This window comes from Pseudocitrobacter sp. RIT415, assembly GCF_003057695.2.
Lineage (GTDB): Bacteria > Pseudomonadota > Gammaproteobacteria > Enterobacterales > Enterobacteriaceae > Pseudocitrobacter > Pseudocitrobacter faecalis.
In genome coordinates, this window is sequence record NZ_QBJC02000009.1 from 39,199 (window position 1) to 65,927 (window position 26,729).

The following is a 26,729-nucleotide window of genomic DNA, read 5'->3' on the forward strand; positions in this document are numbered from 1 at the left end:
TTCGAGTTTCGCTATGAGTGTTATATCCCCGGTCGCCGCCACGCTGCGCCCGCTCACCGCTGACGATAATCCCGCTATTGCCAGCGTTATTCGCCAGGTCTCCGCTGAATATGGCCTGACCGCCGACAAAGGCTATACCGTTGCCGATCCGAATCTGGACGAGCTGTATGAGGTTTACAGCCAGCCAGGTGCCGCGTATTGGGTGGTTGAGCAAGATGGTCAGGTGGTTGGCGGCGGTGGCGTTGCACCGTTAGGCTGTAGCGAACCGGATATCTGCGAATTGCAGAAGATGTATTTTCTTTCTTCTGTGCGCGGTCAGGGGCTGGCGAAGAAGTTAGCGCTGATGGCGCTCGATCACGCGCGTGAACAGGGTTTCAGGCACTGCTATCTCGAAACCACCGAGTTTCTGCGCGAAGCCATTGGTCTGTATGAGCACTTAGGCTTCGAGCATATCAGCGAACCGTTGGGCTGCACCGGCCACGTGGATTGTGAAGTGCGGATGCTGAAAGCGCTTTAATGCGTTCGATTCACATCGGCACGCCGCTATGAAAACGAAACTCGTCATCCGGCGTGCTAATTAATGCCGCTTCCACTTCACCGAAGAAGCGCACGCGCGGGGTAATATCCGTTTTCGATACCTGCTGCGCCAGCGCCAGATAATCCTGATAATGGCGGGCCTCAGAGCGAAGCAGTGAGAGATAAAACTTCTGCAATGGCTCATCGAGATACGGCGCCAGCGCGGCAAAACGCTCGCAGGAACGCGCTTCGATATAGGCCCCGCAAATCAGTTTATCAATCAGCGTCAACGGCTCGTGCGTGCGTACCTCTTTGAGCATGCCTTTCGCGTAGCGGCTGGCGGTGATCTTCACATAGGGGATCTGACGCGCGGCCATCGCTTCGCGGACCTGCCAGAAGTGATGCAACTCCTCTTTGATCAACAACACCATGCTGTCGATCAACGCCTGCCCCCACGGATCGTCGGTCTGCGGCATGACGCTTTTACTAATCTGCTTATGCAGCGCGACAAAATCCGGTTCCGGCCCATCGCGGAATGCAAACGCTTCATACGGCTGTAGCCACGCCAGCAAAAGCTCTGCGCCCTGTTTATCGGCGACATATTTGCGCACCAGCAACATGGCGGTTTGCGCGGCCTTGAGCTCGCACACCAGATGGTCGGTTAACAAAAGCGGCAGATTCGCCGGGTCACGGGCTTTATCAAGCCAGGCCTGCGGCGTGGTGCAGTGGAGGAAATTAAGAACGGGGGAAAGTATGTGCGGGTAATCCATGCTTTATCCTTGCCCCACGGCAGCAGGCGCTGCCGTGGGAGAGTGATGCTTAGTGACGTACACCATCATCATCTTCGTCGACGTCATCTTCGTCGTCGTCGCCTTCTTCGCCGTTAGGATCTTCGTAGTAAGTGCCCCAACCGTCATACTCTACTTCAAATTTCTCGGCCAGCGTCATCAGTTGCTCAACCTGTGCGTCGATCAGATCGGCATTCAGCGCGGATTCGCTCAGGATATCGCAGCAGATGACGGTGTCGCCCTCTTCCACTTCCAGCTCTTCCGGCTCGGTCACTTCATAGCCCATTTTGAAGGCTTCAACCGCAAACTTCTCCAGTGCTTCGAAGTCATCGGCAGAGAGGTGGTGTTCAATGGTATACAGCGCATCAGGATCGCTGCCGTCTTCCAGCAGTTCTTCGATGATCAGGCGCGTCTCTTCACGCTGCTCTTCCAGTAATTCCGGGTTTGCCATGGCTCGTTCCTCGTAATGTGGCGTTACTCTTATTGTCACATACCGCAAGCATTGCCTCCACCTTTACGAGAAAGATTTGTGTACCGGGGTTGCAATTGAATATTCATACATATAAATTGAATTTTAATTCAATAAGTGGCCTAAGCCATGCGAGGACAAGATGCCTAATTTTTATCATAAGCACTTTTTAAAATTACTCGATTTCACTCCTGCCGAGCTGAACGCACTGCTACAACTCGCCGCCCAACTGAAAGCCGACAAAAAAAGTGGCAAAGAGACGCCAAAACTGACCGGTAAAAACATCGCGCTCATCTTCGAAAAAGACTCAACCCGCACACGATGCTCTTTCGAAGTTGCCGCATACGATCAGGGCGCTCGCGTGACCTATCTCGGCCCAAGTGGCAGCCAGATTGGCCACAAAGAATCGATTAAAGACACCGCTCGCGTGCTGGGCCGGATGTATGACGGTATTCAGTATCGCGGCTACGGCCAGGAGATTGTTGAGACGCTGGCGCAATACGCGGGCGTACCGGTGTGGAACGGCTTGACCAACGAATTTCATCCAACACAATTGTTGGCTGATTTGCTTACCATGCAGGAGCATTTACCGGGTAAAGCCTTCAATGAGATGACGCTGGTTTATGCAGGTGACGCGCGTAACAACATGGGCAATTCGATGCTGGAAGCCGCCGCGTTGACCGGGCTTGATCTGCGCCTTATTGCCCCACAGGAATGCTGGCCGGAAGAGAGCCTGGTGACCGAATGTAAAGCGCTGGCGCTGAAGAATGGCGGTAACATTACCCTCACCGAAGATATTGCGGCGGGTGTGAAGGGCGCTGACTTTATCTACACCGACGTGTGGGTATCGATGGGCGAAGCCAAAGAGAAATGGGCGGAACGCATTGCGCTGCTGCGTGATTATCAGGTGAATAGCCAAATGATGGCGCTCACCGGCAACCCGCAGGTGAAATTCCTCCATTGCCTGCCTGCGTTTCATGACGATCAGACCACGCTCGGTCAAAAAATGGCCGAAGAGTATGGGCTGTACGGTGGGATGGAAGTCACCGACGAGGTATTTGAATCCCCGGCAAGCATCGTGTTCGACCAGGCCGAAAACCGCATGCACACTATCAAAGCGGTGATGGTGGCGACGTTAAGCCAGTAAGAGAATATCTCTCCGGCCTAGGTGCGCGAAGCATGTAGGCCGGAGAAGAGCTTTACTCGACCAGCATCTTCACAACAATTTTGCGTACTTTCGCTGGCGTCCCGACCGCACACAGCGGCTTATGCACTTCACCCGGATAGAAGACCACGAAATCGCCTTCGTTCAGAACGACCGTTTTCTCTTCATTTCCTTCCGGCAGGAAAGCGATGTCTTTATCTGCCAGCCAGTCGGTCTCCGGCGCGCCCGCGGGCAGCGTGCTGAAGGTCATACCTTCTTGCCCTTTCACCAAAATCTGGATATCCAGATAACGCGCGTGATACTCGGCACGGCGCTGTTCACACGGCTCGGTCATATCTTCCGCTACCAGATAAAAGGCGCGGTCGCCGTCGATGGGATGTTTGCCCAACGCGGTGGCATCAGTCACTTCGGCTTTAACATGCGCGATCGCCTGGCGCAGCGCTTCCGGCAGCCACGGCTGCACATTATGGATGTTGCCAACAATCATGGTAATACCTCAATTAAAACATCGTTTCATTTTTAGTTGTTATACGAGAATTCAGTCTGCCATACCACTACTTTTTGATGGGGATTTGCGCTGGCGCATAGTTATTGATTGATGTTGGGAATGAATGGGTTACAACTGCATACCAGCGACACTGACGTGCATTTTTATTCAAAGAAAATCGTTTTCGTCGCGTAAATTATGAATCTGATACTTGATTCAATAACAGACCTGCGTATAATCCCGTCCCGTTTGCCGGGAGGAATTATGGTTCAGTGTGTACGACATCGCGTCTTACCGCGTCTGAAAACAGACGCTGGCCTGCCGTTTTCTTTCCGTTGCTCACTCATTCTCGAAGCCCCTTATTTAAGGGGCTTTTTTTTTGCGCAGGCGTCAGGAGAAAAACATGGCTAATCCGCTGTATCAAAAACATATCATTTCCATTAACGACCTGAGTCGCGACGATCTGGAACTGGTACTGGCTACCGCTGCAAAGCTGAAAGCAAACCCGCAACCGGAACTGCTGAAGCACAAAGTGATTGCCAGCTGTTTCTTCGAGGCGTCGACCCGTACCCGCTTGTCGTTTGAAACCTCAATGCATCGTCTGGGCGCGAGCGTGGTCGGTTTCTCCGATAGCAACAACACCTCGTTGGGTAAAAAAGGTGAAACGCTGGCAGATACCATTTCTGTGATTAGCACCTACGTCGACGCCATTGTAATGCGCCATCCGCAGGAAGGCGCGTCGCGTCTGGCGACCGAGTTCTCCAGCGGCATTCCGGTGTTAAACGCCGGTGATGGCGCCAACCAGCACCCGACGCAAACGCTGCTCGACCTCTTCACCATTCAGGAAACGCAGGGCCGCCTGGAAAATCTCAACGTGGCGATGGTCGGTGACCTGAAATATGGCCGTACCGTTCACTCCCTGACCCAGGCGCTGGCGAAATTTAACGGCAACCGCTTCTACTTTATCGCCCCAGACGCGCTGGCGATGCCGCAGTACATTCTGGATATGTTGGACGAGAAAGGGATTGCCTGGAGCCTGCACTCCTCCATAGAGGAAGTGATGGCGGAAGTAGATATCCTTTATATGACGCGCGTACAGAAAGAGCGTCTGGATCCGTCGGAATACGCCAACGTGAAGGCACAGTTCGTGCTGCGCGCCGCCGACCTGGAAGGCGCCCGCAACAATATGAAAGTGCTACACCCGCTGCCGCGTATTGATGAAATCACCACGGATGTCGATAAAACGCCGCACGCCTGGTACTTCCAGCAAGCTGGCAACGGTATCTTCGCACGCCAGGCGTTACTGGCACTGGTTCTGACTCGCGACCTGGATCTGTAAGGGGAAATGACTATGACACACGATAATAAACTTCAGGTAGAAGCCATTAAACGTGGCACGGTAATCGACCATATCCCGGCACAGGTGGGCTTTAAGCTGCTGACTCTGTTCAAGCTGACCGAGACAGACCAGCGCATCACTATCGGCCTGAACCTGCCTTCCGGAGAGATGGGCCGCAAAGACCTGATTAAAATCGAAAATACGTTCCTGACTGATGAACAGGTTAACCAGCTTTCGCTCTATGCACCGCAGGCGACAGTTAACCGTATTGAAGAGTACGAAGTGGTTGGGAAATCACGCCCAAGCTTGCCGGAACGTATTGATAACGTACTGGTTTGCCCGAACAGCAACTGCATTAGCCACGCCGAACCGGTATCATCCAGCTTTGCAGTGAAAAAACGCGCAGATGACATCGCGCTCAAATGTAAATACTGCGAAAAAGAGTTTTCCCATTATGTGGTGCTGGCCAACTAATTGAGGTTGGTAATGAAATCCCGGCTGCTATAATGGCCGGGAACATTCTTAACGCTGTAATTCTGGAGAAAACATGAGCAAAGTACTCGCGACGGAAAATGCACCAGCCGCTATCGGACCTTACGTTCAGGGCGTTGATCTGGGTAGCATGATCATCACCTCCGGCCAAATCCCGGTAAACCCGAAAACCGGTGAAGTGCCGGAAGACGTAGCCGCTCAGGCACGTCAGTCGCTGGAGAACGTAAAAGCGATCGTTGAATCCGCAGGTCTGAAAGTGGGCGATATCGTGAAAACGACCGTTTTCGTGAAAGATCTGAATGACTTCGCGACCGTTAACGCCACTTATGAAGCGTTCTTCACTGAGCATAACGCCACCTTCCCGGCACGTTCTTGTGTGGAAGTCGCACGTCTGCCGAAAGATGTGAAGATTGAAATTGAAGCGATTGCGGTACGTCGCTAATCGCGCAAAGGACTCTAAAAATTAGAGTCCTTTCTTTTAGAAAGTTAATAGCATTGTACGAGCGGAACAATTACCTGCTTTCCCTGATTAACAACAGTGATTGATTGGCTATTGATATTATTAATAGACCATTGATTAAATGTGGTACTGTTATTTTCAATATCCTCAATCCTTTCAGATACACAGGAAATCCCTAACACCCATCGCCATCTTGTTTTATAGATATTGAGATAGACGTTCTCCTGCTCCTGAAATCGGAATGAGGGCATGATCTCAAGAGTATAAAACGTGTTCTCTTTGATGATGAGCTCAATAAGATGATTATACCGTTGTGCGGTATCTACCGAAAAAAAGCATAAAAACAGACAACAAATCATAATAATACACTTTATCTTTAGCGGTAGAGCTTTCAAGAAAACCTCACGAGGCATAATAATTAATCCCATGGATTATTTCATGATTATTTTTCAGACATTCAATCGTGATAACGGGTCTTCCCCTCTCTCTGTAATCCTTTAAATCCATTATTTTTTCATAAGAGTATCGATAAGGTTGAGATAAACTTTTACGACGAAAATCAACTTGACTAAGTATGATATTATCATTCTTTATATCGGCAAAGATGTACAGACCACGCGGGTGAGCCTCATTATTATATCCAACGTCACTCATATTATTCTGGCACCATTTTACGGCCAGAAGTTGTGAACTTTCTTTAATAGGTTGAAAACAGATGATTACAAGATGAACTGTATACAAAAGGAATAACCAAAAAACAACGTTCGCTGCTTTTTGGAGGTTGCGAGAAGTAAGTGAATCAATCATCCCAGCTCACCTCTTTTTCAATCACTCCCCGAATATTATATTCTCTGGCAAGACACCCCTGATGGAACTGCCCCATAAAGCTGTCAGTGACTGGTATATATCCACCTAAACGTACACCTGCATCCGGTTTAGTAACATTCCAGTTATATCTGTCAAAAAAATTGAATTTAAATTTAAGGTTATAGCGGCAACGAGTCTCCCTCGTCTTATCAGAAGAATGATAAATTTCTTTTATAACCACATATCCTTTTCCCCAATATTGATATCCTCCGATTGCGTAGAAGAGATCTGCATTATTAGATATAAAATCACCATAATTAACTTTTTTTGACGCGAAATAATGCTCTCCCGGCGGGAGTGTTCGACAGAACATGATAGCTTGATTTAATTCTTTTTGATATTCATCTCTTAACGAGGATGATTTTTGCATTATATCGGAGAGATCGACATGTAAATCCTCTCCCGTATTATTAAAATAATGCATAAGATGCTGCTGAGCATAAGGATATCGATATTTTAAAAAAAGATTACCATCCACAGCTCTTTTTAAATAATGCTCATAATAATAAAGCTTATCGGTAAAATGGCCCATACTGCACCATGGCCCACTACCTTCATCGCTTTTAAGTGGAGGGTCATTCCGGCTTAAATGATATTCAGACATAATATTCTCCTTTAACATTCAGCGAATGTTAAAGGAGATACACAAATTTTAATGATTGAACTGGGGAAATTATCTGATTTTCAGAATTCATTTAGGGATACCGTTAAGCATAACGCTATCCCTCATAATGTGTTACTGCCAACCATACCGACGGCTAAAGAACCCTTTCACCATCTGCGTCAGCGTCATATATCCCGCCAGAATTGCCACCAGCCACGGGAAGTAAGAGAGCGGCAACGCCTGCAACTGCAGATACCCTGCCAGCGGCGAGAATGGCAGTGCGATACCGACAACCATCACGACCAACGTCATGATAATCAGCGGCCATGCGGCGCGGCTCTGGATGAACGGTATACGGCGCGTACGGATCATATGCACAATCAGCGTCTGCGACAGTAACCCCACTACAAACCATCCGGACTGGAACAGGGTCTGCGCTTCCGGCACGTTGGCGTGGAAGACAAACCACATCACGCAGAAAGTTAAAATATCGAAGATGGAGCTGATCGGCCCGAAGAAGATCATAAAGCGCCCCAGTTCTGCCGGCTGCCAGCGTTGTGGTTTCTGGATCTGCTCGTCGTCAACGTTATCAAACGGGATCGCGACCTGGGATACATCGTACAGCAGGTTCTGAATCAACAGATGTAACGGCAACATCGGCAGGAACGGCAGGAATGCGCTCGCCACCAGTACGCTGAAGACGTTACCGAAGTTAGAGCTGGCCGTCATCTTGATGTATTTCAACATGTTGGCAAACGTCCGGCGGCCTTCGATAACCCCCTCTTCCAGCACCATTAGGCTTTTTTCCAGCAGGATGATGTCGGCAGCTTCGCGAGCGATATCCACCGCACCATCGACAGAAATACCGATGTCCGCCGCACGCAGCGCAGGCGCGTCGTTAATGCCATCGCCCATAAAGCCCACGACATGCCCTTCGCGGCGCAGCAGCGTTACGATGCGCTCTTTATGCATCGGCGTCAGGCGCGCAAACAGTGTGGTACGCAGCGCCAGTGCCGCCAGTTCATCGTCCGTTAATGTCTCGATATCGCTCCCCACCACCACATCGCCGACTTCAAGTCCGACTTCATGGCACACTTTCGCCGCCACCAGCTCGCTGTCGCCAGTGAGAATTTTCACGGTGATACCGCTCGCTTTCAGCGCTTTCAGCGCCGGTGCCGTCGTCTCTTTCGGCGGGTCGAGGAATGCGATGTAACCTTCGAGAATCAGGTCGGATTCATCAATACGTTGGTAGTCACCCACACGCGCGGGCAGATATTTGCTTGCCACTGCCACCACGCGCAGCCCCTGACGGTTCAGCGTGTCGGTGACGCGTTTGATGCGGCGCAGCATGGTTTCATCCAGCGGGACGATTTCGCCGTTATGACGCACCTGCGTAGAGACGTTGAGGATCTCCTGCAACGCGCCTTTGCAGATCAGTTTGTGCACGGACGGGCGTTCGCTCACAACGACCGACATGCGGCGACGCTCGAAATCAAATGGAATTTCATCCACTTTCTGCCACTGCCCGGAAAGCGCACGGGCGGCGTTTTCATCCACGCCTTCCAGCACGGCGGTATCCAGCAGATTTTTCAGGCCGGTCTGATAGTGGCTGTTAAGCCAGGCGGTATGCAGCACACGCTCGCTGGCCTTCCCGGAAATATCAGTGTGATTTTCCAGTACGATTTTATCCTGCGTCAGCGTTCCGGTTTTATCGGTGCAAAGGATATCCATCGCGCCAAAGTTCTGAATAGCATCAAGGTGCTTCACAATAACTTTCTGTTTTGAGAGCTTCACCGCCCCGCGCGCCAGCGTCGAAGTGACGATCATCGGCAGCATTTCCGGTGTTAAGCCGACGGCAACCGACAGCGCAAACAGCGCCGCTTCCCACCAGTCGCCTTTGGTATAACCGTTGATCAACAGCACGATCGGGGTCATCACCAGCATAAAGCGGATCAGCAGCATACTGACGCGGCTGATGCCTTTCTGGAACGCATTCGGCTCACTTTCCTGCTCGCTGACGCGCCCGGCCAGTTGACCAAACCAGGTGTGACCGCCCGTCGCCGTGACGATGGCCTGCGCCGAGCCGCTCACCACCGTGGTGCCCATAAAGCAGAGGGTATCGCACTCAAGCGGGTTCGCCTGTTGTGGGTCACGGCTGCGCGCGACTTTCTCGACCGGCAGAGATTCACCGGTGAGCGATGCCTGGGCCACAAAAAGGTCGCGCGCCTGCACAACACGCAGGTCTGCAGGGATCATGTCGCCCGCCGACAGTTTGACAATATCGCCCGGAACAAGCTGGTCGAGCGGTATTTCACACCAGCGGCTTTCGCCCTGAATATTCACCACCCGCAGCACAGTAGCGGTGTTGCTCACCATCGCTTTTAATGCGTCGGCGGCTTTGGTGGAGCGGGCTTCCTGCACAAAGTTAAGCAGTGTGGAAATCGCCACCATCAGCGCAATCACGCCAGCGGCGAAGAGATCTTCCGTCGAGTAGGACACGATGCCGAGCACCGTCAGCAGCAGGTTGAACGGATTGCGGTAGCAGCTCCACAGATGAACCCACCACGGCGCGGGCTTCTGCGCCGGGATCTGGTTATCGCCGTATTGCTCGCGTTTTGCCGCGACTTCGGCCTCGTTGAGCCCTTCAGGATGGGTGTCAAACGCATGCCAGACGGCTTCTTCCTCCATCATTGCCACTTTCAGGCAGTGCTGACTCAGAGAATCCGGCATCGGTACGCCAGAGAGATTTTTGCCATCCGGCATCGGGTCACGCTGGACTAAACGGCGTGGCAGGTGGCGGCTAAGCTGTGCAAGCAGCTGCCGGGTCATATTTTTCAGCATAAAACGTCCCCCGCATCCGTAAAATACGGACGCAGCTCGGCTGACAGGCGCAACAAATTCTTGCCTGTCAGGCACTTAATTTTTTTACAGGGACATCGGGGATGTCACTGCCTCACGTGCTCGGTAAGGCAGCGAAAACTGACTTACCGGAAAATTACGCTCCCGTGTGGGAGAGGGGTGGGATCGGGATCCATACGGCCTCCGGTAAGATGAATGATGAAATATGCCGCACATTATAGGTATAAAACCATAATGTTTGTGACGGTTCGAGCGGTATAATACCTCCCGGCAACTAAACCGAACGTAAACCAGACTTTGCTCATTGCACATTGTTTGCGTAGGATGAAACACTGAGTCTGAAATAACATTTTATTAACACGGGAAACGAGATGCAGAACCGGCTGACCATTAAAGATATCGCACGCCTGAGCGGAGTGGGGAAATCGACCGTCTCCCGCGTGTTGAATAATGAAAGCGGCGTCAGCGATCGTACCCGTGAACGTGTTGAAGCGGTGATGAATCAACACGGTTTCTCCCCTTCCCGCTCCGCGCGCGCTATGCGTGGGCAGAGCGATAAAGTGGTCGCCATTATCGTCACGCGCCTTGATTCACTTTCCGAAAACCTGGCGGTACAGACCATGCTGCCCGCCTTTTATGAGCAGGGTTACGACCCCATCATGATGGAAAGCCAGTTCTCACCCGAGAAAGTAGAAGAGCACCTGGGCATGCTGAAGCGACGTAACATCGACGGCGTGGTGCTGTTCGGCTTTACCGGCGTCAATGAAACCATGCTGGCGAACTGGCAGTCGTCGCTGGTGATGGTGGCGCGCGACGCGAAAGGTTTCGCCTCCGTATGTTATGACGACAAAGGCGCCATCAGCATCTTAATGCAGCGCCTCTACGACCAGGGGCATCGTCATATTAGCTATCTGGGCGTGCCCCACAGCGACGTCACCACCGGCAAACGCCGCCACGATGCCTATCTCGCTTTCTGTAAAAAAAACAAACTGAACCCAGTCGCCGCGCTGCCCGGTCTCGCCATGAAGCAGGGTTTTGAATATGCCAGCAAAGTGATGACGCCGGACACCACCGCCCTGCTGTGCGCCACCGATACGCTGGCGCTGGGCGCGAGCAAATATTTCCAGCAGGAACGCATGGATTCCGTGCAGCTTGCCAGCGTCGGTAATACGCCGCTGATGAAGTTTCTGCACCCGGAAATAATCACCGTCGATCCCGGTTATGCCGACGCAGGACGCCAGGCGGCAGAACAGCTGATAGGCCAGATAACCGGACGCGCCGAACCGCGTCAAATTATTATTCCCGCCAACCTCATCTAAGCCTGAACGCGTAAATTATGTGATCCTCGCTGCGTTTCGGGAACGTTCCCATTTTCCAAAAATCCGTTAACGGATAGGCTACAGCTCAGGTCATCAACACAATATCTCTCCTCGGCACTGAGGTTTTCATAATGAGTAAAATAAATCAGCAGAACATCGATAAACTTATCGAGCTGGTCGGCGGGCGCGATAACATCGCTACCGTCAGCCACTGCATTACCCGCTTACGCTTTGTCCTCAACAACCCGGCAAAAGCCGATCCGAAAACCATCGAAGAACTGCCGATGGTGAAAGGCTGCTTCACCAATGCCGGTCAATTTCAGGTCGTCATCGGTACCGAAGTCGGCGATTACTACAGCGCGCTAATCGCCTCAACCGGCCAGGCGGCGGCAGATAAAGAGCAGGCCAAACTGGCGGCGCGCCAGAACATGAAGTGGCATGAACGTATGATCTCGCACTTCGCGGAGATCTTCTTCCCGCTGCTGCCGGCGCTGATTAGCGGGGGTTTGATCCTCGGTTTCCGCAACGTAATCGGCGATCTGCCGATGAGTAACGGTCAGACACTGGCGCAAATGTACCCGTCGCTGCAAAGCATCTACGATTTCTTATGGCTGATTGGCGAGGCCATCTTCTTCTATTTACCGGTGGGTATCTGCTGGTCGGCGGTGCGCAAAATGGGCGGTACGCCGATTCTGGGTATCGTACTCGGCGTTACGCTGGTCTCCCCCCAGTTGATGAACGCCTACCTTCTGGGTCAACAGGTGCCGGAAGTGTGGAACTTCGGCCTGTTTACCATTGCGAAAGTCGGCTATCAGGCGCAGGTGATCCCGGCGCTGCTGGCGGGCCTGGCGCTCGGCTATATTGAAACGCGCATGAAGCGCATCGTGCCGGATTACCTCTATCTGGTGATTGTGCCGGTCTGCTCGCTGATTCTGGCGGTCTTCCTTGCTCACGCCTTTATCGGCCCGTTTGGCCGCATGATTGGCGACGGCGTCGCCTTTGCTGTGCGTCACCTGATGACCGGCAGCTTCGCACCGGTTGGCGCTGCGCTGTTTGGCTTCCTGTACGCGCCGCTGGTGATCACCGGCGTTCATCAGACGACGCTTGCCATCGACATGCAGATGATTCAGAGCATGGGCGGCACGCCGGTGTGGCCGCTGATTGCGCTCTCTAATATTGCGCAGGCTTCGGCGGTCGTGGGGATCATTATTTGCAGCCGTAAACAGAACGAGCGTGAAATTTCCGTACCTGCCGCCATCTCCGCTTTCCTCGGCGTAACCGAACCGGCCATGTACGGCATCAACCTGAAGTATCGTTTCCCGATGCTGTGCGCCATGGTCGGTTCCGGCCTCGCGGGTCTGCTGTGCGGCCTGAGCGGCGTCATGGCAAACGGAATTGGCGTCGGCGGCCTGCCGGGCATTCTTTCCATCCAGCCAACCTACTGGCAGGTCTTTAGCCTGGCGATGCTGATTGCCATTGTTATTCCAATCATTCTCACCTCGGTGGTTTACCAGCGTAAACACCGTCAGGGCACCTTGCAGATTGTTTAATGTTTTCACTTTGGGGCGCCCTTGCGCCCCTTCGCATTTCAGGACAGCACTATGAATATTCTTCCCCACTGGTGGCAGAACGGCGTTATTTATCAAATTTATCCGAAGAGTTTTCAGGACACGACCGGCAGCGGCACCGGTGATTTACGCGGCGTAACCTACCGCCTCGACTATCTGAAAAAACTGGGCGTTGACGCCATCTGGCTGACCCCTTTCTATGTCTCACCGCAGGTCGATAACGGCTACGATGTGGCGAACTACACCGCCATCGATCCGGCCTACGGCACGCTGGACGATTTCGATGAACTGGTGGCCGAGGCGAAAGCGCGCGGTATTCGCATCGTGCTGGATATGGTGCTCAACCACTCCTCCACGCAGCACGCCTGGTTCCGCGAATCGTTGAATAAAGCGAGCCCATACCGCGAATTCTACATCTGGCGTGACGGCGAACCGGGCATCCCGCCCAACAACTGGCGCTCGAAATTTGGCGGCAACGCCTGGCAGTGGCACGCGGAGAGCGAGCAATATTATCTGCACCTGTTTGCGCCGGAGCAGGCGGATCTCAACTGGGAAAACCCGGCAGTACGTGCCGAGCTGAAAAAAGTGTGCGAGTTCTGGGCCGATCGCGGCGTCGACGGCCTGCGTCTCGATGTAGTGAACCTGATTTCAAAAGATCAGGCTTTCCCTTCTGACCCGGACGGCGATGGTCGTCGTTTCTATACGGATGGCCCGCGTGCCCATGAGTTTTTGCAGGAGATGAGCCGTGATGTCTTTACGCCGCGCGAGTTAATGACCGTCGGCGAGATGTCGTCAACCTCGCTGGAAAACTGCCAGCAGTACGCCGCGCTGGATGGGCGTGAGCTCTCGATGACCTTTAACTTCCACCACCTGAAAGTCGATTATCCCGGCGGCGAAAAATGGACGCTGGCGAAGCCGGACTACGTCGCCCTGAAAGCACTGTTCAGCCACTGGCAGCAGGGCATGCATAATCGCGCCTGGAATGCGCTGTTCTGGTGTAACCACGATCAGCCGCGCATTGTTTCGCGCTTTGGCGATGAAGGCGAGTATCGCCTGCCCGCCGCCAAAATGCTGGCCATGGTGCTGCACGGTATGCAGGGCACGCCTTATGTTTATCAGGGCGAAGAGATTGGCATGACCAACCCGCATTTCACGCAGATCACCGATTATCGCGACGTGGAAAGCCACAATATGTTCGCCGAGCGGTTAGCGCAGGGCCAGGATGCGCAAACCTTACTGGCGATCCTCGCCAGTAAATCACGCGATAACAGCCGCACGCCGATGCAATGGAATGGCGACGCGCACGGCGGGTTCACCACCGGTACGCCGTGGATCGCCCTGTGCGACAACTATGAAGCGATCAACGTCGATACAGCGCTGAACGATCCGAATTCGGTGTTCTACACCTATCAGCAATTGATCGCGTTACGTAAAACCACGCCGATTCTGACGTGGGGTGATTATCAGGATCTTCTGCCCGATCGCCCCGCTTTGTGGTGCTATCGCCGTCAATGGAAGGGGCAAACGCTGCTGGTTGTCGCCAACCTTAGCGCAGAACTTCAACACTGGCAGCCAGACGCCGCTCACGGCGAATGGACGGCATTAATCAGCAACTATGACGAAGTGGCAAGTGCACCGTCTGAAATGACGCTACGGCCTTTTGAAGCGGTCTGGTGGCTACAAAATTAACCCTCTCAACCGGCGACTCCCGGTCGCCGGCTCCCGACAAATCCTACTGTTTTTGTTGAATTTTTAAGCAAAACTCAGCACTGCAATATTTACATTAGCCGTAGCGCCCGCCATCTGTACGCTTCGATTTTTACTTTGTCCTACATCAATAAAATCGCAAACTTGTTTGATGCAAATCACTATATATAGACCTTAGAATGCTCGCCGACCCAACATATTGGGTTTATCGTCTACAATATCACCATACCCTTCCAATGAAGAAAGGGGGTGAGATGTGGATAAATTTGACTGGAGAAGCGCTAACACGCGGGCAGGCTTTGTAAATCTCGCCCCCGCCCCGACTTCAGTTCTGTGGATAACCTGTTTTTATAATGGAGTGATCATGACACCGCATGTGATGAAACGCGATGGCTGTAAAGTGCCGTTCAAATCAGAGCGCATCCAGGAAGCTATCCTGCGTGCCGCTAAAGCAGCGGGAGTCGATGACGCAGACTATTGCGCCACCGTCGCGGCAATCGTAAGCGAGCAGATGCAAGGCCGTAGCCAGGTTGATATCAACGAGATCCAGACCGCGGTTGAAAACCAGCTGATGTCTGGCCCGTATAAGCAGCTGGCGCGCGCCTATATCGAATATCGCCATGACCGCGATAGCCAGCGTGAAAAGCGTGGCCGTCTGAACCAGGAAATTCGCGGTCTGGTTGAGCAAACCAACTCGGCGCTGCTCAATGAAAACGCCAATAAAGACAGTAAAGTGATCCCTACCCAGCGTGACCTGCTGGCCGGTATCGTCGCGAAGCACTACGCCCGTCAGCACCTGCTGCCGCACGACGTGGTGATGGCGCACGAACGCGGCGTTATCCACTATCACGACCTTGATTACTCCCCGTTCTTCCCGATGTTCAACTGCATGTTGATCGATCTGAAAGGAATGCTAACGCAGGGCTTTAAAATGGGTAACGCGGAAATCGAGCCGCCGAAATCCATCTCTACCGCGACGGCCGTTACCGCGCAGATTATCGCGCAGGTGGCCAGCCACATTTATGGCGGCACCACCATTAACCGTATCGATGAAGTTCTGGCCCCGTTCGTGACCGCCAGCTTCAATAAACATCGTCAGACCGCTGAAGAGTGGCAGATTCCGGACGCCGAAGGCTACGCGCACTCCCGCACCGAGAAAGAGTGCTACGACGCCTTCCAGTCGCTGGAATATGAAGTCAATACGCTGCATACCGCCAACGGCCAAACGCCGTTCGTCACCTTCGGTTTTGGTCTCGGCACCAGTTGGGAATCACGCCTGATTCAGCAGTCCATTCTGCGTAATCGCATTGCGGGCCTCGGCAAAAACCGTAAAACCGCCGTGTTCCCGAAACTGGTGTTCGCCATCCGCGACGGCCTGAACCACAAACCGGGCGATGCCAACTACGACATCAAACAGTTGGCGCTGGAATGCGCGAGCAAGCGCATGTACCCGGACATCCTCAACTACGACCAAGTTGTGAAAGTTACCGGTTCGTTCAAAACGCCAATGGGTTGCCGCAGCTTCCTCGGCGTGTGGGAAAACGAAAACGGCGAGCAGATCCACGATGGCCGTAATAACCTCGGCGTGATCAGCCTGAACCTGCCGCGCATCGCGCTGGAAGCGAAAGGCAATGAAGACGCGTTCTGGAAACTGCTGGACGAACGTCTGGTGCTGGCACGTAAAGCGCTGATGACCCGCATCGCGCGTCTGGAAGGCGTGAAAGCGCGTGTGGCCCCAATCTTGTATATGGAAGGCGCATGCGGCGTGCGTTTGCAGGCTGACGATGACGTGTCTGAAATCTTCAAAAACGGTCGTGCGTCTATCTCGCTGGGCTACATCGGTATTCACGAAACCATCAACGCGCTGTTTGGTAATCAGCACATTTATGACAATGAAGCGCTACGCGCCAAAGGCACTGCCATTGTTGAACGTCTGCGCCAGGCCGTCGACCAGTGGAAAGAGGAAACCGGCTACGGCTTCAGCCTCTACAGCACACCAAGTGAAAACCTGTGTGACCGCTTCTGCCGCCTTGATACCGCCGAATTCGGCGTGGTACCGGGCGTGACCGATAAAGGTTACTACACCAACAGCTTCCACCTGGACGTTGAGAAAAAGGTTAACCCGTACGACAAAATCGATTTTGAAGCCCCCTATCCGCCGCTGGCGAACGGCGGTTTCATTTGCTACGGCGAGTACCCAAACATTCAGCACAACCTGAAAGCGCTGGAAGATGTCTGGGATTACAGCTATCAGCACGTGCCGTACTACGGCACCAACACGCCGATTGATGAGTGCTATGAGTGCGGCTTTACCGGTGAGTTCGAGTGCACCAGCAAAGGCTTTACCTGCCCGAAATGCGGCAACCACGACGCGTCCCGCGTGTCGGTCACCCGCCGCGTGTGCGGCTATTTAGGCAGCCCGGATGCGCGTCCGTTTAACGCCGGTAAGCAGGAAGAAGTGAAACGCCGCGTGAAACACCTCGGCAACGGGCAGATCGGTTAAACGGCTGCCCCTCACCCCGTCCCTCTCCCCAAGGGAGAGGGAGAAAACCACGACGACCTCTATGATCTGCCCGGTCGGTCCCCTCTCCCTGCGGGAGAGGGTTAGGGTGAGAGCCACAACCCGCACCATACTCAATAAGAAAAACCATGAATTACCATCAGTACTACCCTGTCGATATCGTCAATGGCCCCGGCACGCGCTGCACGCTGTTTGTGGCGGGCTGCGTACATGAATGCCCGGGCTGTTATAACAAAAGCACCTGGCGCGTGAATTCCGGCATGCCGTTCACGACTGAAATGGCCGACCGTATTATCGCCGATCTCAACGACACACGCGTGAAACGTCAGGGGATTTCACTCTCCGGCGGCGACCCATTGCATCCGCAAAACGTACCGGAAATTCTCAAACTGGTTAAACGTATACACACGGAATGTCAGGGGAAAGATATCTGGGTGTGGACCGGCTACAAGCTGGACGAACTGAACGCTGCGCAAATGGAAGTAGTCGATCTCATCAACGTGCTGGTCGACGGTAAATTTGTGCAGGATTTAAAAGACCCGGCCCTTATCTGGCGCGGCAGCAGCAATCAGGTAGTGCACCACCTGCGTTAAACAAGGGGCGTCGCCCGCCCCTCTTCAAAACCGACTCACACACTCCATTGCCACTGTCTTGAAATCCTCGAAATCCCGGCAGCTGCACAGCCGCGCCATTGCGCGTTCGCGCAGGAAGGTGACGAAAATATCGTAGATCGCCATCGCCTCTTCATACTCGCGTTTGCTGATCGCAAGCAGGAAGATGACGTGCGCGGTTTCCTCGCCCCATGCAATTCCCTGCGGCGCCAGCACCGTGTAGACCACTGTTTTTTGTGCCAGCAATCCCAGGGCGTGAGGCAGCGCGATGCCGTCGCCGAGCATGGTGCTGACGATGGCTTCACGTTCTACAACTGAAGCGTGGAACTCGGCGTCAACAAAGCCTTCATCATGAAGCTGAGCGCAAAGTTCGCTAAATAAGGTCTGTTGGTCGATATCGCCGTCGATAATGCGAAAATGTGCCGCATCGAAATATTTGTTCAGCATCCACGGGCGGGTGCGGTCTACCAGCACCAGTTTGCCGATCTGTTCAAGCTGGAACTCGGTCGGGAACGGCGCAATCGTGACTACCGGTTTATCTTTTTCATTGATGCGCGCGGTCGAGATAACGAAGTCTTCACTGATGCTTTCCCGCTGTTCGTAATCACGCAGCGAAAGCACATCGGTCACGTCAATCTGCGGATATTTACGCTGCAGCACCGCTTCAATCATGCGCACCATCGCCGTACTGGTGTCGCACACCAGCAAGACGCGCGGCTGGCGCTGATAGCCAATGTTGTAGTGCCGCTCCAGCCCTACGCCGATGTGCAGTACCAGGAACCCAACTTCGTTTTCACTGATGGTGTACGGCGTGTATTTTCCCCAGCTCGATACCGCCGCCAGGGTCATATCCCACGCCATCGGGTAGTGCTGTTTGATGTTATCCAGCAACGGGTTAGGAATCATGATTTGATAGCGCACGCGGGTGATCATGGTTTTAATATGGGTGAGCAGATCCGCATGCAACTGGTCGTCGTTTTGCAGGTTATAGTTATAGTGGCTGTTGATGTAGCTGAGGATATAGTCCACCAACGCTTCGGCGTCGTCGGCGCTGATAGCGCTTGGCGAAACCTGCTGCGTCTGACGTGCGGAAATATGCACGCACAGCCAGGCTTTTTCAGAGTCGGCCAGCGGTTTACCGGCAAGCGCCTGAATTGCTGCGGCAATATCCCGCGCCGCGTCGCGCACGTTCTGCGATACCTCTTCTTCTGCCGCAAATTCTGCCAGCGGGAATCCTTCACTGATGCGGCGTACCGCCACCGCGCAGTAAAGACGAATGAAGCGTTCACCTTCGTCGGTCAGGCGAATCGCATAGCGAGTGAGCGTTTCCTGCAACGTCGCGGTAAGCGAGGTGATGGCCCCCGCATTAAGCGCTTCCGCCATCAGTTGCGCATTAAATCCTTCCTGCTGAGGCAGTTCCCAGAGGATATCCGTCAGGCACGCGCGAATAGAGACTTCACTGCCAAACAGCTTCATGCCGTGACGCGGACGCGTCTCGAGCGTCAACTGATAGCGCTGAAAACGCTCACGCACGGCGATCATGTCATTTTGCAGCGTGGCGCGGCTGACAAACCACTCATCCGCCAGATCTTCCAGCTTGAGAGAAAATGCGGACGTAAGAAAGCGCACCGCCAGCGAATGTTCGCGCTCGCTGGCGGTACGTGGAATACGCAGCGTACTCGGCGCGCTCTCTTCCAGTTTTTGGTAACGATTGGGGTCACTGATATTGAGCTGATAACCGCTGCCGCGCGTCAGCGTAAACTGCGCGCCATAGCTCTCCAGTAAGGCATTAAGCGCCGAGATATCGGCGCGAACGGTACGGGTGGAAACGGACAATCGTGCAGCCAGCTCATCCTGCGGCAAAACTTCGTTTTGCAGTAAATTGAACAGTTGGGCTAAACGTTGGTTGGGGAATCGCACGTCAGTTTCCTTATTACGCCTCAGGGGTTAAACGAAATCACCATCTGCGATGGGCTGCCGACCGATGTGTATTCAGGGACAAATGTCAGCGTGCCATCGTCAGGCGCGACGCGAAAACGGGTGATGTTATCGCTGCGCTGATTCATTACGTACAGCCAGCGGCCCTCGCTATCCAGCGTCAGGCTGCGCGGGTAGTCGCCTCGCGTCCATATATTATCATTATGAATCAATGAGCCATCATTCATAACCGTGAAGTGAGCAATACTGTTGTGCAGACGATTGGCAACATAGAGCTGTTTTCCGTCAGCGCTGATTGCCAGCCCGGCGGCGAAGCTGGTTCCCTGATACGCTTTCGGCAGCGATGACACCGTTTTCCCTTCCTGAAGTTGCCCGGTTGCTGCATCCAGGTGGTAATGCGTCAGCGTAGAAGACTCTTCGTTGATCACAAAAAGCCCATCGCCTTTTGCTGTAAACACAAAATGACGCGGCCCCGCGCCCGGTGACGACGCATTGATGAACGGCGGCGTGTTGGGGATCAACGTGCCGTTCTTTTCATCCAGACGATACTGGTAGATCCGATCGAGGCCCAGATCGGTAGAAAAAACATATTTCCCGCTGGGATCGGCGGCGATCATGTGTGCATGCGGGCCGTTATGATCGCTGGCGGCAAAACTGCCTTTGACCGCAGCCGTCGGTTTCGCGGCGCCTGGCTCGCCTGCATCCTGATGAAAATCGCTGGCCTCCGCCAGACTGCCATCGGCTTTCACCGGCAACATCGCCACGGAGCCGCTGACGTAATTCGCCACCAGCAGATGTTTTCCGCCAGGCGTCAATGAGAGATACACCGGGCCCGCGCCGCCGGATGAAACCTGATTTAGCTCTTGGAGCGCGCCCTTCTCATCCACCCGCAGCGCCTGCACCACGCCTTTCTCTTCTTCGCTTGCGACATACAGGGTTTTGCCATCGGCAGAGACGGTAAGCTGTGCAGCGTTGGGTAACGTGCTGACCAGGGTTTTGTCGCTTAACGCCCCGGTTTTGCTGTCGAGGGTGAAGCGGTAAACGCCTTCGCCGTTGGGGTTGTAGGTGCCCACCCACGCGTATTGCGTCTGCGCGATGGCGGTGGTGGCAAGCAGAGAAAGTGAAGCGACAAGCAGGTGGCGGGATGGGTGCATGGTGGCTCCTTGGGAATGGTGTGGTGAGTTCCCCCCTCACCCCGGCCCTCTCCCACAGGGAGAGGGTGAAAACCAGCGCAGGTATTTCACATTTGCACTGTCCGTCCCCTCTCCCTGTGGGAGAGGGTTAGGGTGAGGGGGCCCTTATTACTTCACTAACGCCTTCGTCATCTCCAGCAGCGCGCGCACGTCGTCCGGGCGAGTGTTGCCGCTGGCTTTATCAATAATAGAACTGTAGATGTGCGGGATGATTTTGCTTACGCCGGCATCAAGGGCAATTTGCAGGATCTCGCTGAAGTTCTCCAGATCGATCCCCCCCGTTGGTTCCAGCCAGAAGTCATGACGCGCGCAGGCTTCTGCCACCGCTTTATACTCATCACGGCACTTCAGGCCGCCCATCGGGAAGTATTTGATTGAGCTGCCGCCCATATCTTTCAGCAGGGCGATCGCCGTTTCGACCGGCACGATGCCATCCGGCGCGGTGCTGCTCAGTGGCCCGGTGGAGATTTTCACCATGCCCGGCGTGCCGGTTGGCGAGACAAGACCGTTCACTACGGTGTCATTTTGCCCCAGCAGCGCACGGCTGGTTCCGACACCGGTGAAGACCTGGTTGACGTGCTGCGGCTGCACTTCAGCGGAGATGGCACTGACCATTGCCGACTGATTCGGGTCGCCCGCGCCCAGGCCAACGGAGAGCGCATTATCAATCCGCGCCGCGTAATCACGCATATCCGCTACGGCACTTGCCACATCCGGGTAATTTTTGGAGAGCACGCCCACCAGCACATGACCTTCCGCCGCTTCATAAATCTCGCTGGCGTTCTCTTTGCTGCCTGCCAGAACGTTCAGGCAGACACGGTCACGGTAAAAGTTTGGGGTCAGTTTCATGCGTTAATCTCCTGTTTAATCACTTCAGCAATACGGCGGGCAACAATATCCAGTTGCGCCTGGTCAACACTGCGCACGTCGGCTTCGATAATGCCTTCGTTGGCTTTATAGCCACGGAAGTAGATGGCGTATTGCCCCTGCTTGAGCGCATCGACCAGCTCGCCCGTGCCAATACCGGTAACGGCTTCATCGAATTTAATTTCGGTACGCGCGATATCACGCCCGGCGCTATCCCAGACCACGCGAGCGGACACGCCATTGAGCGTATTCAGTGCCTCGATAAACGGCGTCATCTTCGCCACCATTTCAGCACCGCTCTCTTTCGTTGCGGTAAGGTAATGTTCAATGGCGCAAGTCAGGCCGAGAATGCCCTCTTTGCCCACTTTCATCGCGCGGCCAATGCCCGCTGACTGGCGTTTTACCCACTCGACATACTGGGTTTTGCCGATCACCAGCCCGCTGGTCGGCCCTTCGATGGCTTTCGCGCCGCTGTAAATGACCAGGTCTGCACCCGAACGGTAGTAGCACTGCAGGTCTTCTTCCGCCGCCGCATCGACGATCAACGGTAGATTGTGTTTGCGAGCGACAACAACCGCCTGCTCAACGCTGAGCATGCTTTTCTGCACGCAGTGGTGAGATTTGATATACAGGATAGCCGCCGTGCGCGGGGTAATTGCCGCCGCCAGCTGTGCTGCGGAACATTCGTTAGCGTAGCCTGCTTCCACCAGCTTGCCGCCGCCCAGCGCAACCATGGTGCCCACCGGCGCACCGAAGTTGACGTTATGACCTTTGGGCAGGACGATTTCGTTGTTCTCAATCGGCGTGACGTGCAGGTTTTCCAGCAGCCAGTCGCTGTCTTTAACGAGCACCGCCGCCACGGACTGCGCAATGCCTGCCGACGCACAGGAGACGACCGTCGCCCCTTCCACATCCAGCAAATTAGCAATGTACTCGCCGGTTTTATTGACCAAGTCTTTCATCTCGAAATACTGGTTCATGCCGTCCATCGCCGCCTGTACCACTTCCGGGCGTGGGGTTGAAACACCCAGCGCGGTCATGCGGCCAGAGGTGTTAATCACTTGCTTTAAATTGTATTTCTCAAAAATCGAAGGCATTTTCTGCACTCCCTTGTTCGGTCATATAGCCCTTGCCTGCACGCACGGCAGCCAGCGGCACCAGAATTTTGTCAGCCTGAAGCGAAACGTTTTCCGCATCGGTCAGGCTCATCGGTTGATCTTTCACGGTGAAGATCGTCAGATCCGCGTCCATCCCCGGCGCCAGGCGACCTTTGCGGGTCAAGCGCAGCCCTTCAGCGGCATGCGTGGTCACGCAGGCAATCACCTGCGGCAGCGACAGGCCAATGGCGAGGAATTTGGACATCACCAGCGCCAGCGAACGTACCGGGCCGTCGATGCGGTTACGGCAGTAGATATCGGAACTGATGGTGTGCGGCAGAATGCCCATCGCGATGGCGCGTTTCGCTACCTCAAAGCTAAAGCTGGCGGTACCGTGGCCGACATCGAGACGGACGCCACGCTTGAGCGCACGCGTAATCGATGCGCGCAGTTCGCCTTCCGGCGTCAGGATGCGGTTCGGTTTGCCGTTGTAGCAGTGGGTAATGATGTCGCCAGCACTCAGCAGGTCGGCAATTTCATCCAGATTCGGCGGGTTGTTGCCGATATGCACCATCAGCGGCAAATCGCCGTTGGCTTTCTGCATCGCTTTCGCATGTTCCAGCGGCGTAATACCGTTTTCACCCACGACGCTGCTGCTCATGCGCGCCTTCAGCCCGACGATAAAATCAGGGTGGCGTTTCACCGCCTGGTGTACCGCGTCGGCGTCGATATTGGCCATATTGGCCAGCTCGTTCTGAGCAATCAGCCCGACGCGCGAGATATTCAGCAGCGCGTAAACGTCAGTCGCCGCCTGGCGAGTGAGTTCATAGAATTCATCCACGTCATCTGCCCCGGTGCTACCGGCATCGATAACGGTCGTCACGCCAGTGGCGATGCCTACGCTATCGGGTTCGTCGTGATAAATCGGTGATTTCGGGTAGCAGTGAACGTGGGAGTCAATCCAGCCCGCGCTGACGTAGTAGTTGCCGTGCAGATCAATGGTTTTCTTTGCGGGTGACGTCAGGTCACCCAGCGCGTGGATTAAGCCATCCTGAATGGCGATATCGGTCAGGGTATCGTCGACGAGGCGCGCACCGCGCAGGAGTAAATCAAACATCTCATTCTCCTGAGAGAGCGGGCGTTTTCACGCCCGCGGGGAGTTAGCTAATCGCGATTGGGAACAGTGCACCAAACAGCATTGCACCCAGAATCGCACCGCCGGTAATCGGCTTTTGCCAGAGGTAGAAAAGCAGCGCGCCAAGCAGGGAACCGATACCGATTGGAATGGAGGCGGTCATCGCGCTGAGAATAATCAATGGGCCAAGGAAGCGGCCAGAGGCGTTACCTGCGCCCATCATCACGTCGGCCCCGTAGGTCGAGTCGCTCTGATTAATGGTGAACTTACGCGCCAGAATAATGACGTAACCAATCGCCAGGCCAATCACCAGGCCGGTAATCAGTGAAGCGATAAAGTTGGTCACCGGGAACATGATGCCCGCGCCCAGCAGCAGCGCCGGAACGCCGAGGCCGACGCCGGTTTGGATCGCGCCGCCGATGTCCAGAATCCCCACCAGCGAGCCTTCGATGATGCGGGCAAACAGGAAGCTTGCGCCAAACGCCGCCACCGCGCCGTAAGCACCGGTATCAATCCCGGCGCGCAGCATGGAGACAAACGCCACTTCGTTAAATGCGCCGATGCCGTAGAGGTAGTACATGTGCGTCCCGGCGAACACGCCGGAGGAGAGCAGACCAACAAAGATCGGGAACGACCAGTCGGCATACCAAAAACCTTTATTCTGTTCCATTTCGGGGCTCCCGTTATTTGCCGCTGAGCGAGTTGTGGATCAGATCGAGCCAGTTCGGCACGGTCAGATGGAAGGATTCGATCATCTTCATGTCGAAGCCGCGGAAGAAGGCGCTCAGGACAAACAGCACCACGATGGCGCTCATCATCACTTTGGTGATGCGGTTCCAGCCGCTCTCTTCAACACCTTTACCAATCAGAATACCCAGCACCAGACCCGGTACGGCGTTCCCCATGATCATCTGCGCCGCGCCGCCAAAGACGGTGGCCCAGAAGCCGGATTTTTTACCCGCGTCGATCGCCGCCAGCCAGAAGATAACCGGCATCACCGTATTCACCAGCAGGTTCGCTGCCGGAACCAGTACCTTCACAGCGGTCACCTGGAGTGATTCGGGTACTGAGGAAGCGGTTAAGTTGAGGAAGGTGACAACCAGCATGCCGATCACGCCGCAGGCAATCGCCATTTTCTTCGGATCGTGCAGCGTCTCGCCAACGTTACGGTTTTTGATCATCAGTGCCGCCGCCCCCCAGTTCGGGATGATGCGGTGGTCAACGTCCTGGGTAAATGAACCTGCTGCAACCGAAGAGGCCCAGGCGTTAAAGAAGAAGCCAAGGCCAAAGGAGAAGTGTGACGCCGGGTCGCCTTCACAGGAGTTCAGCTCCCCCAACGTACGAAACGCGCCCATACCTTGCGTGGTAGGCGCATGGAACATGCGTGCAGCACCGGCCCCTACGCCGACACCAACCAGGCCGCCGATAATGAGCGATTTTATTAATATAATTAAGAACATCAGTCTGCCCTTCTGTGTGATTTAGCTCTGCGTGACGAAATCCACGTTGTCGAGATTGATGGCGGTCACGTTGACGGTCACGTCCAGCTCCACGCTGTAGGTGCGTCGTTCCCGGCGCAAAAAGAAGAATAAGAACGCTTCTTTGCGCACCGCTTCATACGCATGAACAACCTGCACATCCTGTGGCTCAATACGCAGTAAGATGTGCGGTGTATCTTTCATCACCGCGGCCTGGACATGGTTTAGCGCGTCGGCAAAGGCGCGCGCTTTGGCGTCGCCTTTCCCTTTGACTCTCACCGTTTTGGTGAATTGTTGTTTCATACTCACGCGCCGTACTTCTTCTGCCACGCCTGTACCAGACGCTCGCCCAGCTCTTCTTTATCCATAAAACCGAAGCCCAGCACGTTGCAGCCTTCATTAATCGCGGTGACGCCTTCATCAACAGAGCGCATGCCGTATTTGGCTTTGTAGCCATATTTGGTCTGGGCGGTGATTGCACCTGCACCGCCGCTGCCGCAGAAAGAGATACCAAAAGTGGCGTTTTCCGCTTTCATGACATCGCCCAACTTCATATCTGCCGCCACGCCCGGGACAACAACCGCACGACCACCGGCTTTCTCAACGCCTGCGGCCACTTTCTGGCCTTTGCCTAAACGATCGCCAATCACAACGGTAATCTGTTCCATGTTTTGCTCCTTAAAGGTTTTCTTTTGCGACTTCGAAGTGAACGGAAAGCAGCCAGGACTCTTCGTCAGGAAGATTGCCAAACTGCGCGACCACTTCGCGGGCAAGTTGCATTGATTCTGGTGAAATTTCGTCGAACAGGCTGGCATCTACCTCTGGCAGTGGCTCACCGGTCACAGACCGATGCGCCATTGCGCGCAGGTGGGAAGTCAGCATCTGTTCCTGTACGTCGTTGGGGATAATGTTGTGGCTGCGTAACAGGGCGAAAACCTGCTTCAGCATGGTGTCGGCAAGCTGTTCTGTTTGCGCTGCCGGTTCCACATCATTGTTCACTACCGCTGCATTCATCACTCGTCTTACCCCGTTAATGGCTCTGGGTTCAAAGTAACGATGCGCGTTGCAGGTTTGTAGCGAGTTGTTTTCCACTTCAAAGTGGAAAGGCGAAGGAGGCCAGTGATCTGTGCCACAAAATTTGCGGTTTTAACGATTTATCGGCGGAAAAGCGTGATATTCATCACGCGAATATGTCCTGAAATGGAAATTTAATGGGGGAAGTGGTCTTGTGAATTTGTACGAAAATGTG

26 protein-coding genes and 2 pseudogenes are annotated in these 26,729 nt (G+C 54.2%); 11 read left to right on the forward strand and 17 right to left on the reverse strand.

Annotated elements, in window-relative coordinates; translation table 11 throughout:
• The first annotated feature begins 13 nt into the window (after window positions 1-13).
• Window positions 14-517 (forward strand): GNAT family N-acetyltransferase, encoded by a 504-nt coding sequence (locus DBY68_RS11095; protein WP_108476197.1) that lies wholly within the window; start codon window positions 14-16, stop codon window positions 515-517.
• A gap of 10 nt (window positions 518-527) precedes the next feature.
• Here the strand turns inward: DBY68_RS11095 and miaE are convergent, their stop codons facing one another.
• Both miaE and rraB read right to left on the reverse strand, forming a co-directional pair.
• Entirely contained in the window at window positions 528-1,286 is a 759-nt protein-coding gene (miaE, locus tag DBY68_RS11100; RefSeq protein ID WP_108476196.1) for a tRNA isopentenyl-2-thiomethyl-A-37 hydroxylase MiaE, read from the reverse strand.
• A gap of 49 nt (window positions 1,287-1,335) precedes the next feature.
• The gene (rraB, locus tag DBY68_RS11105) at window positions 1,336-1,755 is read right to left on the reverse strand and encodes a ribonuclease E inhibitor RraB (protein WP_108476195.1); all 420 of its coding nucleotides are present in this window, start codon (window positions 1,753-1,755) and stop codon (window positions 1,336-1,338) included.
• Between the two features lie 160 nt (window positions 1,756-1,915).
• On the opposite strand from rraB, the gene argF reads away from it, so the two are divergent.
• Entirely contained in the window at window positions 1,916-2,920 is a 1,005-nt protein-coding gene (gene argF, locus DBY68_RS11110; RefSeq protein WP_108476194.1) for an ornithine carbamoyltransferase, read from the forward strand.
• Between the two features lie 52 nt (window positions 2,921-2,972).
• Here the strand turns inward: argF and DBY68_RS11115 are convergent, their stop codons facing one another.
• Window positions 2,973-3,425: a YhcH/YjgK/YiaL family protein gene (locus DBY68_RS11115; RefSeq protein ID WP_108476193.1), complete on the reverse strand. Its 453-nt coding sequence runs from the start codon at window positions 3,423-3,425 to the stop codon at window positions 2,973-2,975.
• Window positions 3,426-3,644: 219 nt separating this feature from the next.
• Window positions 3,645-3,710, reverse strand: a pseudogene (locus tag DBY68_RS23100) (hypothetical protein); the annotation flags it as partial.
• On the opposite strand from DBY68_RS23100, the pseudogene pyrL reads away from it, so the two are divergent.
• The 4 genes and pseudogenes from pyrL to ridA form a co-directional block, all read left to right on the forward strand.
• Window positions 3,690-3,823: pseudogene (gene pyrL, locus DBY68_RS11120) on the forward strand (pyr operon leader peptide); the annotation flags it as partial. The pseudogenes DBY68_RS23100 and pyrL overlap by 21 nt on opposite strands.
• Window positions 3,824-3,828: 5 nt before the next feature.
• Window positions 3,829-4,764: an aspartate carbamoyltransferase gene (pyrB, locus tag DBY68_RS11125; protein WP_108476192.1), complete on the forward strand. Its 936-nt coding sequence runs from the start codon at window positions 3,829-3,831 to the stop codon at window positions 4,762-4,764.
• 12 nt (window positions 4,765-4,776) lie between these two features.
• Window positions 4,777-5,238: an aspartate carbamoyltransferase regulatory subunit gene (pyrI, locus tag DBY68_RS11130; RefSeq protein ID WP_015966133.1), complete on the forward strand. Its 462-nt coding sequence runs from the start codon at window positions 4,777-4,779 to the stop codon at window positions 5,236-5,238.
• Between the two features lie 73 nt (window positions 5,239-5,311).
• The gene (gene ridA, locus DBY68_RS11135) at window positions 5,312-5,698 is read left to right on the forward strand and encodes a 2-iminobutanoate/2-iminopropanoate deaminase (RefSeq protein WP_108476191.1); all 387 of its coding nucleotides are present in this window, start codon (window positions 5,312-5,314) and stop codon (window positions 5,696-5,698) included.
• A 420-nt stretch (window positions 5,699-6,118) separates the two neighbouring features.
• Here ridA and DBY68_RS11145 read toward each other — a convergent pair whose 3' ends face one another.
• The 3 genes from DBY68_RS11145 to mgtA all read right to left on the reverse strand — a co-directional run bounded on the left by DBY68_RS11145 (window position 6,119) and on the right by mgtA (window position 10,028).
• On the reverse strand, window positions 6,119-6,523 hold the full coding sequence (locus DBY68_RS11145; RefSeq protein ID WP_108476189.1) for a hypothetical protein: 405 nt from the start codon (window positions 6,521-6,523) through the stop codon (window positions 6,119-6,121).
• Window positions 6,516-7,187, reverse strand: a complete 672-nt coding sequence (locus tag DBY68_RS11150) for a hypothetical protein (protein ID WP_233503887.1) — start codon at window positions 7,185-7,187, stop codon at window positions 6,516-6,518. The genes DBY68_RS11145 and DBY68_RS11150 overlap by 8 nt, the downstream gene beginning before the upstream one ends.
• 132 nt (window positions 7,188-7,319) lie before the next feature.
• The gene (gene mgtA, locus DBY68_RS11155; protein WP_108476187.1) at window positions 7,320-10,028 is read right to left on the reverse strand and encodes a magnesium-translocating P-type ATPase; all 2,709 of its coding nucleotides are present in this window, start codon (window positions 10,026-10,028) and stop codon (window positions 7,320-7,322) included.
• Between the two features lie 389 nt (window positions 10,029-10,417).
• Here mgtA and treR point away from each other — a divergent pair, with 389 nt between their 5' ends.
• From treR to nrdG, 5 genes are all read left to right on the forward strand, one after another.
• On the forward strand, window positions 10,418-11,365 hold the full coding sequence (treR, locus tag DBY68_RS11160) for a trehalose operon repressor TreR (protein ID WP_108476186.1): 948 nt from the start codon (window positions 10,418-10,420) through the stop codon (window positions 11,363-11,365).
• Between the two features lie 131 nt (window positions 11,366-11,496).
• Window positions 11,497-12,915, forward strand: coding sequence for a PTS trehalose transporter subunit IIBC (treB, locus tag DBY68_RS11165; RefSeq protein WP_108476185.1), 1,419 nt, complete (start codon window positions 11,497-11,499; stop codon window positions 12,913-12,915).
• A 51-nt stretch (window positions 12,916-12,966) separates the two neighbouring features.
• Window positions 12,967-14,622 (forward strand): alpha,alpha-phosphotrehalase, encoded by a 1,656-nt coding sequence (gene treC, locus DBY68_RS11170; protein WP_108476184.1) that lies wholly within the window; start codon window positions 12,967-12,969, stop codon window positions 14,620-14,622.
• 382 nt (window positions 14,623-15,004) lie between these two features.
• Window positions 15,005-17,143, forward strand: a complete 2,139-nt coding sequence (gene nrdD / locus DBY68_RS11175; RefSeq protein ID WP_108476183.1) for an anaerobic ribonucleoside-triphosphate reductase — start codon at window positions 15,005-15,007, stop codon at window positions 17,141-17,143.
• Window positions 17,144-17,289: 146 nt separating this feature from the next.
• Complete coding sequence (nrdG, locus tag DBY68_RS11180; protein ID WP_108476182.1) at window positions 17,290-17,754, forward strand: anaerobic ribonucleoside-triphosphate reductase-activating protein; 465 nt, start codon at window positions 17,290-17,292, stop codon at window positions 17,752-17,754.
• 24 nt (window positions 17,755-17,778) lie between these two features.
• On the opposite strand, the gene DBY68_RS11185 is transcribed toward nrdG, so the two are convergent.
• From DBY68_RS11185 to DBY68_RS11230, 10 genes are all read right to left on the reverse strand, one after another.
• Window positions 17,779-19,692, reverse strand: coding sequence for a PRD domain-containing protein (locus DBY68_RS11185; RefSeq protein ID WP_108476181.1), 1,914 nt, complete (start codon window positions 19,690-19,692; stop codon window positions 17,779-17,781).
• Between the two features lie 20 nt (window positions 19,693-19,712).
• Complete coding sequence (locus DBY68_RS11190) at window positions 19,713-20,864, reverse strand: lactonase family protein (protein ID WP_108476180.1); 1,152 nt, start codon at window positions 20,862-20,864, stop codon at window positions 19,713-19,715.
• 147 nt (window positions 20,865-21,011) lie between these two features.
• Window positions 21,012-21,752: a KDGP aldolase family protein gene (locus DBY68_RS11195; RefSeq protein ID WP_108476179.1), complete on the reverse strand. Its 741-nt coding sequence runs from the start codon at window positions 21,750-21,752 to the stop codon at window positions 21,012-21,014.
• Complete coding sequence (locus DBY68_RS11200; protein ID WP_108476178.1) at window positions 21,749-22,867, reverse strand: DgaE family pyridoxal phosphate-dependent ammonia lyase; 1,119 nt, start codon at window positions 22,865-22,867, stop codon at window positions 21,749-21,751. The genes DBY68_RS11195 and DBY68_RS11200 overlap by 4 nt, the downstream gene beginning before the upstream one ends.
• A complete protein-coding gene (locus tag DBY68_RS11205) occupies window positions 22,851-23,984 on the reverse strand; it encodes an amidohydrolase/deacetylase family metallohydrolase (protein WP_108476177.1) in 1,134 nt (377 codons plus the stop codon). Before DBY68_RS11205 ends, DBY68_RS11200 begins: the two co-directional genes overlap by 17 nt.
• Before the next feature lie 43 nt (window positions 23,985-24,027).
• Window positions 24,028-24,672, reverse strand: a complete 645-nt coding sequence (locus tag DBY68_RS11210) for a DUF4310 family protein (protein ID WP_015966148.1) — start codon at window positions 24,670-24,672, stop codon at window positions 24,028-24,030.
• A 13-nt stretch (window positions 24,673-24,685) separates the two neighbouring features.
• The gene (locus DBY68_RS11215; RefSeq protein ID WP_108476176.1) at window positions 24,686-25,462 is read right to left on the reverse strand and encodes a DUF4311 domain-containing protein; all 777 of its coding nucleotides are present in this window, start codon (window positions 25,460-25,462) and stop codon (window positions 24,686-24,688) included.
• Window positions 25,463-25,483: 21 nt separating this feature from the next.
• Window positions 25,484-25,783: a DUF4312 family protein gene (locus DBY68_RS11220; RefSeq protein ID WP_015966150.1), complete on the reverse strand. Its 300-nt coding sequence runs from the start codon at window positions 25,781-25,783 to the stop codon at window positions 25,484-25,486.
• A 2-nt stretch (window positions 25,784-25,785) separates the two neighbouring features.
• On the reverse strand, window positions 25,786-26,148 hold the full coding sequence (locus DBY68_RS11225; RefSeq protein ID WP_008786042.1) for an SFCGS family glycine-rich protein: 363 nt from the start codon (window positions 26,146-26,148) through the stop codon (window positions 25,786-25,788).
• A gap of 10 nt (window positions 26,149-26,158) precedes the next feature.
• Complete coding sequence (locus DBY68_RS11230; protein ID WP_108476175.1) at window positions 26,159-26,497, reverse strand: PRD domain-containing protein; 339 nt, start codon at window positions 26,495-26,497, stop codon at window positions 26,159-26,161.
• Window positions 26,498-26,729 lie beyond the last annotated feature (232 nt).